This window comes from Hymenobacter sp. (assembly GCF_036387835.1).
In the GTDB taxonomy this organism is placed as follows: domain Bacteria; phylum Bacteroidota; class Bacteroidia; order Cytophagales; family Hymenobacteraceae; genus Hymenobacter.
This window is the reverse complement of the sequence record NZ_DASVSY010000115.1, coordinates 52160-70323: the sequence shown is the minus strand read 5'-3', so window position 1 is coordinate 70323 and position 18164 is coordinate 52160. Positions and strand designations below refer to the sequence as shown.

General features: G+C 51.9%; 15 protein-coding genes. 9 read left to right on the top strand and 6 right to left on the bottom strand.

Annotated elements, in window-relative coordinates; all coding sequences use genetic code 11:
• Positions 1–59 precede the first annotated feature (59 nt).
• The 3 genes from VF639_RS22655 to VF639_RS22645 all read left to right on the top strand — a co-directional run bounded on the left by VF639_RS22655 (position 60) and on the right by VF639_RS22645 (position 1479).
• Positions 60–431 carry a hypothetical protein gene (locus VF639_RS22655; protein WP_331148233.1) on the top strand — a complete coding sequence of 124 codons (372 nt, stop codon included), beginning with the start codon at positions 60–62 and terminating at the stop codon, positions 429–431.
• A 136-nt stretch (positions 432–567) separates the two neighbouring features.
• On the top strand, positions 568–984 hold the full coding sequence (locus tag VF639_RS22650; protein ID WP_331148232.1) for a DUF779 domain-containing protein: 417 nt from the start codon (positions 568–570) through the stop codon (positions 982–984).
• Between the two features lie 201 nt (positions 985–1185).
• On the top strand, positions 1186–1479 hold the full coding sequence (locus tag VF639_RS22645) for a hypothetical protein (protein WP_331148231.1): 294 nt from the start codon (positions 1186–1188) through the stop codon (positions 1477–1479).
• Here VF639_RS22645 and VF639_RS22640 read toward each other — a convergent pair.
• The 6 genes from VF639_RS22640 to VF639_RS22615 all read right to left on the bottom strand — a co-directional run bounded on the left by VF639_RS22640 (position 1472) and on the right by VF639_RS22615 (position 10194).
• Positions 1472–1933 (bottom strand): DUF4440 domain-containing protein, encoded by a 462-nt coding sequence (locus tag VF639_RS22640; protein ID WP_331148230.1) that lies wholly within the window; start codon positions 1931–1933, stop codon positions 1472–1474. The two genes, VF639_RS22645 and VF639_RS22640, sit on opposite strands and share 8 nt — an antisense overlap.
• A 92-nt stretch (positions 1934–2025) precedes the next feature.
• A complete protein-coding gene (locus VF639_RS22635; protein WP_331148229.1) occupies positions 2026–2595 on the bottom strand; it encodes a YMGG-like glycine zipper-containing protein in 570 nt (189 codons plus the stop codon).
• A 218-nt stretch (positions 2596–2813) separates the two neighbouring features.
• Positions 2814–3731 (bottom strand): alpha/beta hydrolase, encoded by a 918-nt coding sequence (locus tag VF639_RS22630; RefSeq protein ID WP_331148228.1) that lies wholly within the window; start codon positions 3729–3731, stop codon positions 2814–2816.
• Between the two features lie 425 nt (positions 3732–4156).
• Positions 4157–7381 carry an efflux RND transporter permease subunit gene (locus VF639_RS22625; RefSeq protein WP_331148227.1) on the bottom strand — a complete coding sequence of 1075 codons (3225 nt, stop codon included), beginning with the start codon at positions 7379–7381 and terminating at the stop codon, positions 4157–4159.
• A 167-nt stretch (positions 7382–7548) separates the two neighbouring features.
• Complete coding sequence (locus VF639_RS22620; protein ID WP_331148226.1) at positions 7549–8712, bottom strand: efflux RND transporter periplasmic adaptor subunit; 1164 nt, start codon at positions 8710–8712, stop codon at positions 7549–7551.
• Positions 8713–8841: 129 nt separating this feature from the next.
• Positions 8842–10194, bottom strand: a complete 1353-nt coding sequence (locus VF639_RS22615; protein ID WP_331148225.1) for a TolC family protein — start codon at positions 10192–10194, stop codon at positions 8842–8844.
• A 733-nt stretch (positions 10195–10927) separates the two neighbouring features.
• Here VF639_RS22615 and VF639_RS22610 point away from each other — a divergent pair.
• From VF639_RS22610 to VF639_RS22585, 6 genes are all read left to right on the top strand, one after another.
• Entirely contained in the window at positions 10928–11794 is an 867-nt protein-coding gene (locus VF639_RS22610; RefSeq protein WP_331148224.1) for a glycosyltransferase family 2 protein, read from the top strand.
• Positions 11795–11901: 107 nt separating this feature from the next.
• Positions 11902–12336, top strand: coding sequence for an acyltransferase (locus tag VF639_RS22605; RefSeq protein WP_331148223.1), 435 nt, complete (start codon positions 11902–11904; stop codon positions 12334–12336).
• 612 nt (positions 12337–12948) lie between these two features.
• Entirely contained in the window at positions 12949–14238 is a 1290-nt protein-coding gene (locus VF639_RS22600; protein ID WP_331148222.1) for an MATE family efflux transporter, read from the top strand.
• Between the two features lie 120 nt (positions 14239–14358).
• Complete coding sequence (locus VF639_RS22595; protein WP_331148221.1) at positions 14359–15477, top strand: glycosyltransferase; 1119 nt, start codon at positions 14359–14361, stop codon at positions 15475–15477.
• Between the two features lie 82 nt (positions 15478–15559).
• Positions 15560–16690, top strand: a complete 1131-nt coding sequence (locus tag VF639_RS22590) for a glycosyltransferase family protein (RefSeq protein ID WP_331148220.1) — start codon at positions 15560–15562, stop codon at positions 16688–16690.
• A 214-nt stretch (positions 16691–16904) separates the two neighbouring features.
• Entirely contained in the window at positions 16905–18158 is a 1254-nt protein-coding gene (locus VF639_RS22585) for a glycosyltransferase family 4 protein (RefSeq protein ID WP_331148219.1), read from the top strand.
• The last annotated feature ends 6 nt before the right edge of the window (positions 18159–18164 follow it).

Sequence of the window (18164 nt, the reverse complement as noted above, 5' to 3'; positions counted from 1 at the left end):
GCAACGATACACCTCGAAACGGCGTCGTTATCAACGGAATAAAGCTAAGTTCTTGACTTATGAAAACTTCATTGATCCACTGCGTATGTACAGCTGCTCTTTTAGCTTGGACTACCCTAGCGGCGCAAGCGCAAAAGCTGCCCGTGCCCGGCGAGAAGAACCCGGGTTGGCTGTTGCAAAAAACAGAGGAGGTACGCTTGTTAGGCGAAGCCGAGAATCAACCTACTCCGGCTCCAATGCCGACCGCACCAAGATCTGGTTATTATGGCGGTACAAAAAACCAGGATGGTGAGTGGGAGATTCTCTACGATACCAAGCGAGGAGTCCGCAACAACTTGAAGGCTTACAAGCAAGGGCTTGTGCGGGTACAGAATCTAACAACAGGCACTGTGTACACCTACCGTCGCATAGCATCTAGTTCCGCTCACTAGTTAAGTTGCCGCTTCAATTAGCCTACAGGCCCAATGGGTTTTGGGCCGCAGAAGACGCAGAAGCAGATACGCTCGTCTATAAATCGAAGCTTGTCCGTTCAACTAGCCCACCGTCATCACTTTCTTTGTGCCTTTTATGCCCCCCACCGAACCAACTCCCCGCGTCCTCGTTACGCCCGCCGCCGAAGCTACCATCGACCTGCTACGCGACGAGCACGGCCCGCTGATGTTTCACCAGAGCGGTGGCTGCTGCGACGGCTCCTCGCCCATGTGCTTTGCTGCCGGCGAGTTTCGGGTAGGCACCAACGATACTTGGCTCGGCCAAATTCACGGCTGCGACTTTTTCATGAGCGCCAGCCAATTCGAGTACTGGAAACACACCCAACTCACAGTGGATGTAGTGAAAGGACGCGGCGCCAGCTTCTCCCTGGAAATACCGCTCGGCGTCCGGTTCCTGATTCGCTCCCGGCTGTTTACGCAGCAAGAAGAGCAAAACATGACCCCGGTGTACGATGGCGAAGAGTACCTTACCCGACCTACTGAAGCTGCCTAGGCGTCTGCCCCACCCTCTTCAGGAGGTGGTGAATTAGTGAAGCGTGAAGTTGTGAGCAATTAATACGACACGTTTCACCTTTCACAACGTCACCCTTTCGCGAAGGGGCGGGGCCCAAATCAAAAGCAAAAAGCCCCCGGCAACTGGTTGCCGGGGGCTTTTCAACGTATAGGGCAGATGCCCCGGAAACTATTAATGCAAGTGGAAAAAAGCGTTAGCCTGACCGGCTTAGGTGTCTTGCTGCTGCCGCAGCAGGTGGGGCCTCTGCTGCAAGACTTCGACCTGTATACGCAGTGGCTGGTGCACCTGGTCTTCCCCAATGGCAGTGAAGCCAAAGCCACTGCCAGCATCGAAGAAATATCCCGCCCTTCCGATTCGCCCGGTGCTGTGGCGGTTGAAAAGCGGGCCTTGTTGCTGACGCAAGAAGGAATCGAATCCGTACCGGCCGGAACCCTGGTGTACTTGCGGGAACAGCAGGATCCGTTTGCTATTTAACCTGTACTGGTAGGCCTTCGAGCTGCACGTAGCTGAGCTTCCAGGCATTCTTGGCGTTTTTCTTCCACAGCAAAATGAAGTTGCCTTCCCCCTCGCCGCGGGGCGAGTTGGGGCCTTCGGGCACTACTTCGGTGGAAAACGTACCGGCTTCGTACGCCATTTGGGTATCAGCGCCGGAGCTGGTGGCGTAGGTTTTCAGGTCGGTGATGGTGCCGAGCGTGGCGCGCACCCACTTGTCGGATACTTCCGACTTGCCCTTGAAATGCGTTTCACCCTGCGAATACTGGATGTCGTCAGCCAATAGGGTGTCGAGTTGCGCGGTGTTGCGGCTGTTCCAGGCCCCGATGAACTGCTGGTTAAGGGTTTGCACGTTCACGGTTTCTGCCGATTTTTTGTCAGAGGAGCAAGAGGCTAGCGACGCTGCCGCCAGCAGCCAGCCGAAATAGATTTTCATGGGATAAGGTTTTGGTAAGTAGTAAGTAGCGAGGATTGAAAAACCCGGACGCGAAGGCCCGGGTTTTTCGGTTAAGTGTGGTTTGTGTGGAACTACCAGCTCTTCCGGCGAACTTCCGAGCTAGGATAAGCAGATGCCCGGTCGCCGTACGACTCGTTGGGCAGATAAGAACTGTTTGAAGCGGTAGGAGCGTAAGCCGCCTGACTGGTGTTGGAGTTCAGCGTGTACATCACGCCGGCACCGGTACCAGCTGTCAGGGCAGCAGCGCCAGCGGGAGCGGCCGAGTTTCTGGCGGCTAAGGCAGAGCCTTGCTCTAAACCAGATTTATAAGCCGCGGTGCGTTGGGCTTCAGCGCGACGGGCAGCGGCTACACGGTTGGCTTCGGCGCGGTTGGCGGCAGCTACGCGGGCGGCTTCGGCCTTGCGCTTGTTGTCGGCATTCTTACCGATGGCGTATCCAAGGCCGGCGCCGGCAGCACCACCTACTACGCCACCTACCACGCGGTTGCGCTTGTTGATGAGAGCACCAGCGGCGGCGCCACCCAAGCCACCAATAACAGCACCTTTAGCATGTGAGCTTACTTTGTTTTGAGCTTGTGTGTTGAAGCTGAAAACAGAAGCGAAAATCAGAACCAGAGCGAGAATTAAACTAATCTTTTTCATGATGAATATTTTTACGGGTAAAGGAACTTTCATTCACTTGTGAAGGAAGTTTGCAAGCACCGTGCCAGTAAGACGAATGGACTTGTGCAGAAGATAAAAACTATACGATTTCGATATATAATAACAATAGCAAGAACAGACTGCGTAGTTTCCAAATAACCGAGCCCCTGAGAGTTTGTCTCAGGGGCTCGGGCCGTAAGGAAAAAATACTTGGGAAACTACTTCACCAGCCAGCCGTTGGCATCGAACCAGTTTTGCATACGGTCCACCCAACTGTCCTTAGTGGTTTGGTTGTTCATGCCGAAGCCGTGGCCGCCTTTGGGGTAGAGGTGCATTTCGGCAGGCACGCCGCGGCGCACGCAGGCTTCATAGAACCGCAGGCTGTTCTGCACTTTCACCGTTTTGTCGTCGGCGGCGTGTACCAGGAAGGTGGGCGGCGTTTGGGCGCTTACCTGCTGGTCGTTGGAGTAGAGCCGGATTTGGTCAGCCGTGGGCGTGTTGCCAAGCAGGTTGGTGCGCGAGCCAGCGTGCATCAAACTATCGGTAAGGCTAATAACAGGGTAGAGCAGCACCAGAAAGTCGGGCCGCACGGAGGTGTTGGTAGGGTCCTGGCCGACGGGCTTGGCAAAGTGCGTGCCCGCTGTAGAAGCCAAATGCCCACCCGCCGAAAAGCCCATGATGCCCACGCGGGCGGGATTCACGCCAAACTCGGTGGCCCGCTGCCGCACCAGCCGAATGGCTTGCTGCGCGTCGAGTAAGGGCGCAATCGATTTGTCGGGCTGGCTTTGGTCGTTGGGCAGGCGGTACTTGAGCACAAAAGCCGTAACGCCCATTTCCGTCAGCCGCTTGGCCACGTCAAGGCCCTCGTGGTCGAAGGCCAGGCGCGCATAGCCACCTCCCGGACACACTATTACGGCCGTGCCGTTGGCCTTCTCTTTAGCAGGCTTGTATACCGTCAGTGTCGGCTGAATGACGTTGGAGATACGAATACCACCGTTTGCTTCCGTCACCGTGCTTTCCTTGACGTCGCTCGGCTTGGAATCAGGAATGGTAACGGCGTATACCGAAATAACTTGTTGTGCGAGTAGCAGGTGCGAACAAGCGCCAAGGGTCACGGTGAGCAGAAGCTTTTTCATCAGGTTAACTACAGGTTCCAAGGAATAGTGGGCGATGCCGCCGCTATCAAAGCCAAACAGCACGATACGCCTACGTAAGGTGGCAATATTAGGAAGGAGTGAAGTAAAGCAGAATTTCGTTTGTTGCTACACCAAACTGCCTACTGCTTTTTGAGGGTGGCCGACTGGCTCCACTCGCGCAGCCGGTTTAGGACGCTGATTTATACTGCTTGCCGCGAACGTCTTTGCAAATCAGAGTAGGCTTCAATCAGCTTGCGCGTTTGATTCTTGGCAACGGCGGAAGAAGGCAATGTTTGGCAGCTCTGATAAGTATGGCAAAGTCCCACTTCGCGACTCGTGTTAAAGAATATTGACCTGACCGGCTACAACATTATCAACACAGGTCGCGAAGTGGGACTTTGTCTTAATTGTCCTCTAAGTCAACTTTACGCCGGCTGTGGGGCTGGCCGGTCGCCTTCACCGGGGCCTTCTTCTTTGGGGCCGCCGTGTTCTTCGTCGGGCTTGTAGTTGGCTTCCAACTCGGCTAGCTTTTCTTTGCCGTAGGCGAAACGCGTGATGATGACATACAGCACCGGCACGATGAAAATAGCCAGCAAAGTGGCCGAGAGCATCCCGCCAAACACCGTCCAGCCAATGGTCTGGCGGCTTTGGGCACCGGCACCGGAGGCGAAAACCAGCGGCAGCACCCCCAGGATAAAGGCCAATGAGGTCATGACAATAGGGCGCAGGCGGAGCCGCACGGCTTCCAGCGTGGCATCTACCAGCGGCATTCCCTTGTCTACCCGTTCCTTGGCAAACTCGATAATCAGAATGGCGTTTTTGGCCGACAAACCAATCAGCGTAATCAAGCCAATTTGGGCGTACACGTTGTTGGTCAGCTTGGGCAAAAAGGTAAGCGCCAGAATAGCCCCAAACGCCCCTACCGGCACGGCCAGCAGCACCGAAAACGGCACCGACCAACTCTCGTAGAGCGCGGCCAGAAACAAGAATACGAAGGCAATCGACAGGGCGAAGATGTATACCGTCTGCCCGCCGGCTAGCAATTCCTCGCGGCTCAAGCCCGAGAATTCAAACCCGTAGCCCTGGGGCAACGACTGCGCCGCCGTTTCCTGTAAGGCCTTGATGGCGTCGCCGGAGCTGTAGCCGGGGGCTGGGTTGCCGTTGATTTCGGCTGAGCGGAAAAGGTTGTAGTGCGAGATAAGCGGCGCGCTTTCGGCGCGCTTGTAGCTGGTAAGCGTGCTGAGTGGCACCATGCCGCCGCTGCTGTTGCGCACGTAGTACTGGCCGAGGTTGCTGATGTCGCCGCGGTACATGGAGTCGGCTTGGGTTACGACGCGGAAGTTGCGGCCGTACACAGTGAAGTCGTTGACGTAGGCGCTGCCGAGGTAGGTGCGTAGCGCGGTGCCCACGTCGGCAATCGAGACGCCGAGCTTCTTGGTTTTCTCCCGGTCGATGGTGAGCAGGTAGCCAGGCGTATTGGCGGTAAAGAACGAGAACGGGGCCGCAATTTCGGGCCGCTTACGCAAGGCGCCGAGGAAGTTTTGCAGCGTTGCATCGAAGTTCTTGATGTCGCCGCCGGCTTCGCGCTCCTGCAACACAAACGAGAAACCGCCGGTGTTGCCAAGGCCCGGAATGGCGGGCGGCGAAATCACCACAATGTTGGCTTCCTTGAGACGGCTCAGGCGCTTTTGCACGGTGGCAATCAGGCCTTGCAGCTGTAATTCTTTGTCTTCGCGTTCTTCCCAAGGCTGTAGCTGGCAGAACACCGTACCGCTGTTCGATTTCGAGGAAAAGTTAACGGCGTTCAGACCACCCAAAGCAGCGTAGTGCCGGATGCCTTTAATCTGGCCTAGCTCCTTCATAATCTCGTTTAGGGTACTCACCGTGCGGGCCGTGGAGGAAGCTTCCGGCAGGTTGAACGTCACGATAATCCGGCCTTCGTCTTCGGTGGGAATAAAGCCGCCGGGCTTCTTCATAAACAACAGCACCGTACCGGCCACAATGCACACCAGAATGACAACCACGAAGCGCGAGTGCTTGATGCCGCGCTGCACTCCGTTGCCGTACTTCGACGTCACCTTGTCGAACCAGGTGTTGAACTTGAAGAACAGCTTATCGATGCCGCCCGACTTCTCGTCGCGCTTGTGGGGCTTGAGCAGCAGCACGCACAAGGCCGGCGTGAGCGACAAGGCCACAAACGCCGAAATCAGCACCGAAATAGCAATGGTAATGGCAAACTGCTGATACAAGCGGCCCGTGATGCCGGGAATAAAGCCTACGGGTACGAACACCGCCGCCAGAATTAAGGCAATGGCAATAACCGGCGCCGAAATTTCGCGCATGGCTTCCAGCGTGGCATCCAAAACGTTCATGTTCCGCTCGTTCATGTTGTGCTCCACAGCTTCCACCACCACAATGGCGTCGTCGACCACAATACCGATAGCCAGCACAAAGCCGAACATGGTCAGCGTGTTGATAGTGAAGCCCAACGGAATAAAGAAGATGAACGTGCCCACAATGGACACCGGAATAGCCAGCACCGGAATTAGGGTGGAGCGCCAGCTTTGCAGGAACAGGAACACCACTACCACTACCAGCAGCAGGGCCTCCACCAGCGTGTGCAGTACCTCCTCAATCGAAACCTGCACCACGGTAGCCGACTCAAATGGCACTACGTAGGAGAGGTCGGCGGGAAACTGCTTTTTAAGCTCTTCCATCGTCGCGTTTACATTTTCAAACGTTTCGAGGGCGTTGGCGCCGGGCGCCTGGTACACCAGCAGATAAGCGGCGCGCTTGCCGTCCACAAACGAGTTGTTGCCGTAGTTGAACTTGCCAAGCTCCAGGCGGGCCACGTCTTTCAGGTACACCAGTGAACCGTCGGCGGGCTGGGTTTTGACAATGATGTCGCCGAACTCTTCGGTGGTGGTTAGGCGGCCCTTCACGAACACGATATACTCGAAGGTCTGGCCGGTTTGCTGGGGAGGGGCGCCAATCGAGCCGGCCGCAATTTGGGCGTTTTGCTCCTGAATGGCGGCCGTTACTTCCTGGGCCGTTACGCCTAACTGCGAGAGTTTGTCGGGTTGAAGCCACACGCGCATCGAGAAGTCGTCGGCACGTGATACAATATCGCCCACGCCTTTGGTGCGAAGCAGGGCGTCCTTGATGAAGACGTTGGCGTAGTTGTCGAGGAAGGTGGTATTGTGCGTGCCTTTGGGCGCGTACATAGCCACCAGCATCAGAATACTCGGGTTTCGCTTGCGCACCACCAGGCCGAGGCGCTGTACTTCCTGCGGCAGCGTCGGTTGAGCAATACCCACGCGGTTCTGCACGTCGAGGGCAGCAATATTGATGTCGGTACCCACCTCGAAGTTGACCGTCATGCTCATCTGCCCGTTGCTGGTGCTGTTGCTTTGCAGGTAGGTCATGCCGGGCGTACCGTTTACCTGCACTTCCACGGGCGTGGCCACCGTTTGTTCCACCGTTTGGGCATCGGCGCCGGTATAAGTACCGCTTACGGATACGGTAGGGGGCGTAATTTCTGGATATTGCCCAATAGGCAAATTCAGAATGGCCAGCGCCCCTACCAGCACAATCACCAGCGAGGTGACAATGGCCGTAACGGGGCGCCTAATAAAGGTTTCTGCAATCATTTGATTTGGCTGTTAGCTGTCAGCTGATGGCTGTTAGCGGAAATTCAAGAACGTCATGCGGAGCTTGTCGAAGCATCTCGCGTGCTGACGTTGTAATGGTAAATGGGATTAGCACCCTAGCGAAACGCTTCGACAAGCGGACGCCAGATCAAGCAGAACATTCTTTGTTATTTGGCGGATCCGGTCGCCGGGGCACCACCGCCTTGGGCACCTGCCTGGGCGGGCGTACCCACCTGAATCTTACCGCCATCGCGCAGGCGCTGCAAGCCCTCGGTTATCACTTTATCGCCTTGCTTGAGGCCTTCCATCACCACAATTTGGTCGCGCAGGCGCGGGCCGATTTGCACCTTGCGCTGATAGGCCTTGCTGCTGTCGCCAGCCACAAACACGAAGTTTTCGCCCATTTGCTCGACAATAGCCTTGTAGGGAATTACAATGCGGCGGCCCGACTGGCGGTTGAGTACGCGCAGCACGGAGCTCATTCCATCCTTGAGCTGGCGCTTGGGGTTGTTGAACTGCACCCGAATCTGCACGGTTCCGGTGCCTTGTTCCACACCTCGGTCGATGGCCAGAATTTTACCTGGCTGATTGTAAGGCGTGCCATCGGGTAGTACCATCCGAAAGGTCGAGTCGTTGCGGCCCGGAGCTTGACGCTGCAAGTCGGCGAAGCGGGTTAGGTCGGATTCCGTAATTACAAAGTCTACGCCCATAGGGTCTTCCGCGCTCATCGTATTGAGCAGGGTGGTGCCAGGGCTGATTTGTGAGCCAAGACGCACCTGCGAAATACCGATGCGGCCCGTGAAAGGAGCTTTCACCAACGAGTAGTCGAGGTCGGTGCGGGCCAGGGCCACGCCGGCCTGCGCTTCAGCTACCTGGCTTTGGGCGGTGGCGTAGGCCGTAGAGGCATTGTCCACTATTTGGCGAGCAATAGCATCTTGCTGGGCCAGCCGCTCATAGCGGTCCAGGTTGACCTTGGCATTCTGAACAGTGGCCTGGGTGCTGCGCAGGGCCGCCTGCGCCTGCTGATACGCCGCCTGGTACCGCCGCCGGTCGATTTCGTAAAGCGTTTTGCCCTTGGTCACCACGTCGCCTTCCTTAAAGAAAATGCCCGTGATGAAGCCCGCCACTTGGCTGCGCAGCTCCACGTTATTAATGGCTACCACCGTGGCCGGGTACTCGTCGTAGTACACGGCGTCGGTGGTGCGGGCGTCTACTAGCGTAACGGGGGTTGCCGGCGGCGGACCCGCTGGCTTTTCAGCTTCTTTGTTGCCGCAGCTCGTCCAGGCAAACAGGCCTGCCGCGTAGCTCAGGACAAGAACTATCTTCTTCATAAGGGGAATTAAATACAGCTTGGAAAGGAGAGCCCGGAGTTTACAGCTGCTTGGCTGTGCAGTTCAGCTCCAGGATAATCCTGTTCGTAAAGCAATAGCCAGCAGAACAAAGGCTAAAGCTTCCATTGATTAATAAGAAGTGGTTAGGTTGCCTTGGGCGCGTAGCAAGTCTACTTTGCTGCTCAGCACTTGGAATAAGGCGCTGTAGTAGTTGAGTTGAGACGTCCGCAGGGTGGTTTGCGCCACAATTACATCGAGGTAGGTTTTGATGCCTTCGCGGTATTGCAGGTTCACCACCGTGTACACCTCCCGCGACAACGCCAGGTTGCGCTGCCCCACCAGGTAGTCGGCGTAGTTGCTCTTGTAGTTGGACATCGCCTGCTCGAACTCGGTATTGATCCGGTTGCGAGTGGCAATAATATCCTGGTCGAGGCGCTGATCCACGAGCCGCTCCCGTCGTAGGTTTTGTAAGCGGCGAGTGCCTTGGAAGATCGGCAAAGACAGCTGCACGCCCGCATAGGAGTTGGGGAAGCGGCGGCTGTACAAGTCGCCGAAGTTGTTGTTTTGAAACACGGCGTTGTAGTTGCCGAATGCCGAAACTGCCGGTAGGAAACCTAAGCGGTAGTAGCTGATTTGAGCTTCCTGCAAGGCTTTCTGGGTTTGCAGCCGCTGAATTTCGATGCGGTTGGCCGGCTCCAGCGTCACGGTGGTGTCCACGGTGGCATCCTGCATCAGCCGCAGCGTGTCGTACTGTAGCACCAGCGGTTGCGCACCATTCTGGCCCATCAGCTCCTTCAAGTACGCCGACTTGGCGTTGATGGCCTCCACGGCGCGCTTGCGGTCAACAATAGAATTGTTGAGCAGAATCTCGGCCTGTTTGTAGTCGGTCTTGTCCACAATGCCAGCATCGTAGCGGGCTTTGGCATCCTGCAGGCTGCGCTGCAACCGAACGATGTCTTCCTTGAGCACGTCGAGCTGCCGTTGGGAGAGCAGCACATCGTAGAAGGCTTTGCTCACATCGGTTACCACATCAATACGAGTCCCAACGGTATTTTGCTGGTACAGTTGCCGCGACGGTCGGGCACTACGCAAAGCCAGGCGCACATCGTTGTTGTAAAGCGCCTGCGTGGCCGAAACACCCACGGTGGAAGTGTTTTGCAAGCCAATCTGGCGTGGCACGTTCACTCCGTCGGCATTCGGAAACACGGTGTACGGCAGCTGAAAGTAGTGCTGGCCGGTGGCGTTGAGCCCCACCTGCGGCAACCAACCCGCCAACCCAATGCGAATGGTGGCTTCATTGGTTTCTTCGTCGATGCGAGCCTGACGCAGCACTGGCTGATTTTGCAGTGCGTACTGCAGGCATTGCTCGAGCGTAAGTTGACCGGTAGTAGGGGCAGGTGTAGGGGCTTGAGCCTGCAGCCACACCGGGGCAAGCAAGAGGATACCAAGCAGAAGCCGGTGCATCCGTGTTATGTGTATCATATACTAGTGAAAGCAGCTACTACCTTACGTAACTGAACGGTAAGCGGCCGGATCGACCGCAGGGCAAACGAAAAAACCGGTGTAAGGGATGCTGCGTAGGTAGGTGAAGCTGCATGGTCGGTAGAACTTGCGTACGATGACGCCTGCTCAGCAAGGAATAAGTTAAGATTAGCAGCACAGCGCAAAAGCAGCATCCGAAAGGGGAGCAAGGCCAATAAACAGGGATACCAGCAAAAGGTTGTATGCTTAAACAAAAGCAGCGGTCAATATGTAAGTTCTTTGAATACTATTGATGGATAAAATAATATAATAATTCAAAGTTGTACTTAGTTGCGCAAATAGTTCTATTTAGCTACTTAGCTGATCTTATCAAAGAATAATTTGTACTTTTACATATATTTACACTCACCTTCTGCCTCATCGATTACCCTTGTTTGACACTCAAGCACCAACACAAATTGAACTTATCCCTCTGCACTTACGATATACACCAGAATTTTGATACTAGTCCAGCTTCAGGCAGCCGATAAAAATACTACCAGCAAATAGAAAAGCGTTTTACGGTAAGTTAGTTTCTTGAGGTTATGCATTTAAGTATATTTGCAGCTTAAAGGCACCGATAATATTAGCTAATTGTATAATTAATTTTCACTCGAATTAAATAAGTTACGTGTTCAATAAGCTGGAAATTACTGTTTCTAAAATTATTTTTCTTTTCAAACAGTAAATTTACATGTCGGCATCTTGTCTGGTCTCCATAATAATTCCAATATACAATGCGGTTAAGTATGTTCAGCAAGCAATAGATAGCTGCTTGGCTCAAACGCACGATCAAGTTGAAATTATTATCCAGGATGATTGCTCAAATGACGGAACTTGGGAATTGCTTAATAAATTATATGCTGATGAATCGAAAGTAGTGCTTTTCAGAAATCCTCGTAACTTAGGTATCGGCGAGAACTGGAATGTAGCTTATGCTAAAGCTACTGGCGATTACTTCGTAATATTTAATGGGGATGACATCATGCACCCAAACATGGTTGCAGGATTTTTATCACGACTAGATTCTGATTCCACACTAGATATTATAACTGGAAAGTTTGAAGTACTAGTGACCGGAACAAGTAGAACATTCGTCTATCCTGATCATGTTGGTTTAGTAGGCGGATTGGTTAGTAATTTATATTCTCAACTATATTTTCGGTCTGCATTTCACTGGAATTTCAGCTTAGTTAGAAAAGAGTTGCTGAAAAAAGTGGAGTTCGATGATGGTAACTTGTTTTTGAATACGCAGGTTTGTGATTACGAATTATGGTATAGGTGTTATTTAGAAGGAGCTAAAGTGTATTTCGACGACACGCAAATATGGGGCTACTATAGAAGGCACGAGTCGAATTCTTCTTCTAAACCAAACGGGGAGACGAGGAGTTTTTTAAAAGATTTTCTTGATTACCATCAAGATAGTTTCAAAAATAAAAGCGGATTTAATTATACCACAATGCTTGCTAGAAGATTTTTGTCGTTTTGTAATAATACCAAGCATTTCGAGAAAGACGTATTCTATTTATATGTGAAACGACTTGCTCAAAGCGTATTGTAGCCATGAGATTGAGAGGATTTTGGTTTGAGTTCAAAATATACCTTTGTAATTTTTTTATCTCTTACGTGCCAAGCCATTCTATAAGGCTTTTCTATTATAAACAAGTAATGGGTTTTACTATCGGCAAAGGCAGTACTGTTCATCTAGGATGCAAGTTCAATACGCCCGATACTTTTCTGATGGGAGAGAACAGCACCATTAATCAATTCTGCCGACTTGATAACAGAGGCGGTATCGTGATAGGTAATAACGTATCTATATCGCCTTATGTGAAACTAATGACTGCGGATCATGATATGAATCATCCGCAGTGCGAAGGCAGGCAAAGCGAAATAGTGCTTGAAGACTACGTCTTTATTGGAGCCGATGCTATGTTGTTGGGTGGAGTCCGCATGAGAAAAGGTTCTGTATTGGGCGCCAAGTCACTCTTAACAAAATCAACAGAAGCGTATGAAATTTATGTTGGAATGCCTGCCGTATATAAAAGCGCCCGCATTCAAAACTTAGATTACAATGCTTCTTATGATCGGCTTTTCAACTGAAGAATAGCTACCCATCTAATTCGCCATGTTTATTTAAGAGATAACATGGCGAATTAGATGGGTAGCTATTTTTATGCTGATTGGCAGAACTGTAGTGGTAGTAGTTCCTGCGAGCCTCAACAGCAATTAAACCAAGCACTGTCATTTGCAGCAGCTAGTAAGTAGCTGGCCTGGGCAGTGACGCGTTCAAACAACTTTACAGCGGGCTTAAAGCCCTACATAGTCCCTTCGAGTTTAAGTCAGGAGACCAAACTCAGGGGCTATTATCATTGGAAGGCTATTCTGGGCCTTTCAATTCTTCAAAAACATAGCTAGTTAATGTTCTTAACTTGCAGGCTCAAAAGAGAAGCACCTTTCAAAATGTCCTGCTAATATGTATTTTGCTTATAAAATATTGTAATGATACAAGCAGTATAGCGTAAACTGCTAAAACCTACTTCCCTGAGTGAAAAGCCGGCAACACAAGCTAAAAGTGCAAGATTTTCAAGTGCTTAAATAAGCTCGCAAACCTGACCTTAGCTGAGATTTCAACTGCCGAGTATAAGAACTATATATTATTTCTATTAAATGTGAGCCTTACCTAGGTATAGCTTTTCTAGTGAAGCAAATTTCATGAGACCAACCGTTCAACGAGTATTACAGCATCCAGTTTACGCACGAGCATTAGAGTGGGGAAGGCTAATTACCATCACAGGATCAGCGCAGATTGTCGTGCAAGCCATCGGATTTGCTTGCGGCATCTTAGTTATCCGCATTCTGCCCACCCAAGAGTATGCCTTGTATACGCTGGCCAACACCATGCTGGGTACCATGGTGTTGTTGGCTGACGGCGGAATTTCAACCGGCGTAATGGCGCAGGGAGGGAAGGTTTGGCAAAGCAGAGAGGGGCTCGGAAGAGTGATTGTCACCGGCCTCGATTTGCGTAGAAAATTTGCCATTGGTAGCCTATTAGTAGCTACGCCGGTGCTGTTTGTGCTGCTACGGCATCACGGCGCCAGCTGGGTGATGTCAATTCTACTTGTGCTGGCAACCATTCCTACTTTCTTAACGTCGCTTTCCAACACCCTCTTAGAAATTGCTCCCAAACTGCAGCAAGACATTACGCCCCTGCAAAAAAACCAGGTAGGAGTTAATATAGCCCGTCTGGCTTTGCTGCTCCTGACCATGTTCGTTTTTCCTTGGGCCTTTGTAGCGGTGCTGGCGGGTGGCTTGCCTCAGATTTGGGGTAATCTTCGGCTTCACAAAATTTCGGCTGGTTACGCAGATCTCAAGCAGCAGCCCGATCCAACAATTAGGACGGAAATATTGAAGGTGGTGAAGCGGGTGCTGCCCGGTGCCGTCTATTACAGTGCTTCCGGACAAATTACGGTGTGGCTGATTTCTATCTTCGGTACTACGGCTTCCATTGCCCAGGCCGGAGCGCTATCCAGGTTGTCGGTGATGCTCGGCTTGTTTACCATGCTGCTGTCGACGTTGGTATTGCCCCGCTTTGCCCGTTTAGAGGCCGGCTGGAAGATGCTGCTCACACGTTATGCTCAAATTCAAATAGGACTGGTGCTAATAAGCTTGTGCATTATTGGCACAGTTTGGTTGTTTCCAACCCAAGTTCTGTGGGTATTAGGGAAAAAGTATTCGGATCTGAATACAGAGCTGCTACTAAGTGTAGCGGCTAGTTGCCTAAGCCTAATTACAGGTATATCCTTTTCTTTGGTGTCAAGCAGAGGTTGGGCTACCAACCCTATCATAACAATTACCATTGAGGTTGCAGCAGTGATTATTGGAATTTTAATGCTTGATGTTTCTACGCTGAAAGGAGTGCTTATATTCAATATATTTATTGCTACCGTTCAAGCTTTGCTGTATATAATATATGGAACATTGAAAATAGTACGATCAAAATGATAGAGCTTTATGGTTGAGCTTATAAAATATATAGGAGCAGCGTAATAATTAACCTTGCTTAACCATCGTATTTACTGCTTGGTCGAATTCAATTCTCCTAAACCTGATTTTTTCTGAAAAATGAAGTTTCTTTCCGTACAGCCTTTTCCCTTGTTTGTAAATGGCGGTGGAAGCCGTGTTCTTCGGCGTTTGTACGAAGGCCATGAATCCCAAACTGTTTCGCTGGTTGTGCAAGAGTCAGCTAATTCTGAGATTAAAACTGGCAACATCAAGGAAGTATTTGTTGATGCTTTTCCTATTCAGCGGGATTGGATGAGGTGGCGTATGCGTACTTGGAGTTCATGGCTTCGGAGAAATACATTTCGTAATTCGACTATCAATAAAATTCGTAAAGTAGCAGCCGAACTTACGTACGATGCGGTGCACGTTATAAGTCATGGTCCTTTTACGGCAGCACTTTGCGATGAAAAATACCGGAAAGGGAAAGCACTGTGGGTTTCCTTCCACGATCATTACACAACTACTACCACCACACTAGAAGAAACAAGAGACCTTTGGAATAAAGCCGATAGAAGGTTAATGATTTCGAAAGAGCTTGGGGAAGAATACTTGCGCTTATTCGGAGATAAGGATTTCGAAACCATCACGGATGGAGTAAGTGAAGAAGAGCTTTCGGCGCCTAATACCGTTGTGCCACCAACCGTCACTATATACTTTGCCGGGCTTTTACACCTCCAGTATTTGCCGTTGTTCGAAGTGTTAGCCGATGCTTTACATCTGTTGTCACAACAAGGGTTTTCTTTCACGCTGGTGTTACGAGGCACGCAACACGTAAGCTTTTTAGAGAACAAAGCATTTAAGACGGAATACCGTCGTGACTTTATTAGCGATAAAGAGATAAAGGAGGAGCTTGATTCAGCCACAATTTTATACCTGCCAATACAATTTATGGTGTCAGACTTTTATCTGTATAGTCTCTCAACCAAAATGATAAGTTATTTAGGCGGCGCCGGTTCTATTCTCTACCACGGTCCGAGCGAGAGTGCTGCCTGTAATCTTTTAAAGAAAACAAATTCAGGTATTTGCTGTACATCGCTAGACGTTAATGAGTTAGCGGAAAGTATAAAGCAAGTGCTGAACGATAAAGGCAATGTATCAGCTAATGCCAAGGTATTGGCTCAGAAAGAATTTAGTCTCAGAAAAATCCAGCAACGTTTTTGGCAGGAGTCTCCTGCCTAATTTCGATTTAGTATAAGAGTGCTATTGCATAAAATACTCGTTTCTGATTAAACGGTACAATGCAGGCACTCATAACGCACTTATGAAAATAGTTTTTATTTGCGGTTCGCTGGAGCCAGGCCGCGACGGCGTAGGTGATTACACCCGGCGACTGGCAGCCGAGCTTATTCGCCAGGGCCACCAGGTAGCCGCCTTGGCTCTGAACGATTCTATAAAAACTGAGTTTTCAGGTGTTCAGGCAGCGGAGAATGAACAGCTGCCTGTTTTACGCATCCCTGCTTTCTACAAAGATGCTACCCGTTATGAGTTAGCCCAAAAGTGGGTTGACTCGATAGATCCGGAATGGTTAAGCTTGCAGTATGTCGCTTTCGCTTTCCAGCCCAAAGGCTTGCCTTGGAGTTTAAGTGGATCGTTGGCGCGTTTGGGCCGGGGCAGGCAGTGGCATATTATGTTTCACGAGTTGTGGGTTGGAGTGTTTATCGATGCTCCAATGAAACACCTCGTATGGGGATGGGTCCAGAGGCAGCTTATTCGCTCCATGGTTAAAACGCTTCAGCCCGCCATCATCCATACCCAAACCAGACTTTATCAACTGCTGCTTGATCGGCTCGGCTTTAAAGCCGACTATCTTCCTTTGTTCGCCAACATACCAGTTACAAGCAAGCACAAAAAGCCAGTACCAGCAGCTGAAACGGATAGCTCGAAGAAAACCATATCCGTCATTGTGTTCGGCACTATTCATCCGGATACGGCCATTGCAAAGTTTGCTAAAGAAGCTTCCGACCTAACCAAAAGCACCGCGACCCAGTTTTCACTAACTGCTGTTGGCCGTTGCGGGGCCAACCTAGAGCCCTTTGTCAAAGTTTGGCAGGACGAGGGGCTGCCCGTCAACATAGTAGGGGAGCAGTCCGCCGAGCAAGTTTCAGAAGTGTTGCGCAATGGTACTATTGGGCTGTCTACCACGTCTTTGGTGGTAACGGAAAAGAGTGGCACGGTAGCCGCTATGATAGAGCACGGCTTGCCCGTACTTTGTATTGCGAGGGCCTGGCAGCCGCGCGGAATTCCGGCTGTGGAGCTACCTCCGGGGGTAGTGGAGTATCAGCAAGGTATCTTAGCACGCTATCTTGCAACGGTTGAGTCGCCGCCATTCACCAGCACTGTTCCTGAAATAGCGCATGTAATGGCGCTGGCTCTCTCAACTGCTGCGAAGTAGCAGCGAAGGCACGGCTACCGCTCCCCGAGAGTTCGGCCCCTTTTCCTGACCCAGTGTCCTAGGTTTCGGAAATAGCTAATAGCTTCGCTGAAACGTCGGCTTGGCCGTATGTAACCTCGTGGGGAGCGTACGTAGACCATTCTATTCAGGTTCTTATTCTTTAAGCGTACTTGGCGGCAAAAGCCAATCATAGCGGCATCAACTACTGTTTTTCATGAAACTGATCTACTCTCACCCCACCGGGAATGCTAACGTGCGTGCTGCGGCAAGTGGACTAGCGGAGGCAGATCTGCTGGCGGAGTTTCACACCACTATAGCGTCTTTTCCGGGTACAGTGCTGGACGGGTTGGGAGGCATTGGGCCACTGGCCGAAATCAGGCGCCGCCGCTACGATCCGCTGCTCAGGCCCTTCGCGCACATGTGGCCCTGGCGGCAAGCGGGTCGGATTTTGGCTGGCAAAGCCGGACTAGCTAACCTGAACCGCCACGAAACCGGGTATTTCAGCGTCGATGCCATCTACCAAAGCCTCGACCGACGCATTGCGAACCGGTTGGCAGCAGGTATGAAGCGCGGCGTACGCGGCGTGTACGCCTACGAAGATGGGGCGGTAGAATCGTTTCGCGCGGCCAAAAAGCTAGGGTTGCAGTGCTTATATGATCTGCCCATTGGCTACTGGCGCGCTTCATTGCGGCTGTTGGAGCCCGAGCGGGAAAAATGGCCAGCGTGGGCACCAACCCTAACCGGCTTCGAGGATTCGGCGGCCAAGCTGGCTCGCAAAGACGAAGAGTTGCGCCTGGCTGATCGTATTTTTGTGGCTAGTCAGTTCACCGCCAAAACCTTGCAGGATTACCCCGGCACGTTGGCGCCCATTGAGGTGATTCCGTACGGCTATCCGCCCGTGGGCGCCCCCCGCGACTATACGGGCCTCGGCAGCGGCCGGCCCTTAAAGCTGCTTTTCGTGGGTGGCCTTTCGCAGCGCAAAGGCATCGCCAACCTTTTTGCGGCCGTCGATAAGCTAGGCCCGCGGGTCGAGTTGACGGTGGTGGGAAGAAAAGCCAGCGAAAACTGCCCGCCCTTAGATGAGGCGCTGGCCAAGCACCGCTGGATTCCAACCTTGCCCCACGACGAAGTACTGGCCATTATGCGGGAGCATGATGTGTTTGTCTTCCCTTCGCTGTTCGAAGGTTTCGGCTTGGTTATCACCGAAGCTATGTCGCAGGGCGTGCCCGTTATCACCACCGACCGTACCGCGGGGCCCGATCTTATCGAGCACGGCCGCAACGGCTGGCTGGTAGAAGCCGGCTCGACGGGAGCCCTGGTTTCTACCATCGAAGAGATGCTTCGCCGCCCGGCCACGGTTGCCGAAGCCGGCCGTGCCGCCCTCGAATCGGCCAGGGCTCGTCCTTGGGAAGTGTATGGCCGGGAACTGACGGCTGCTATTATGAAGCATCAAGCTTCAATAGCTTAAACGGCG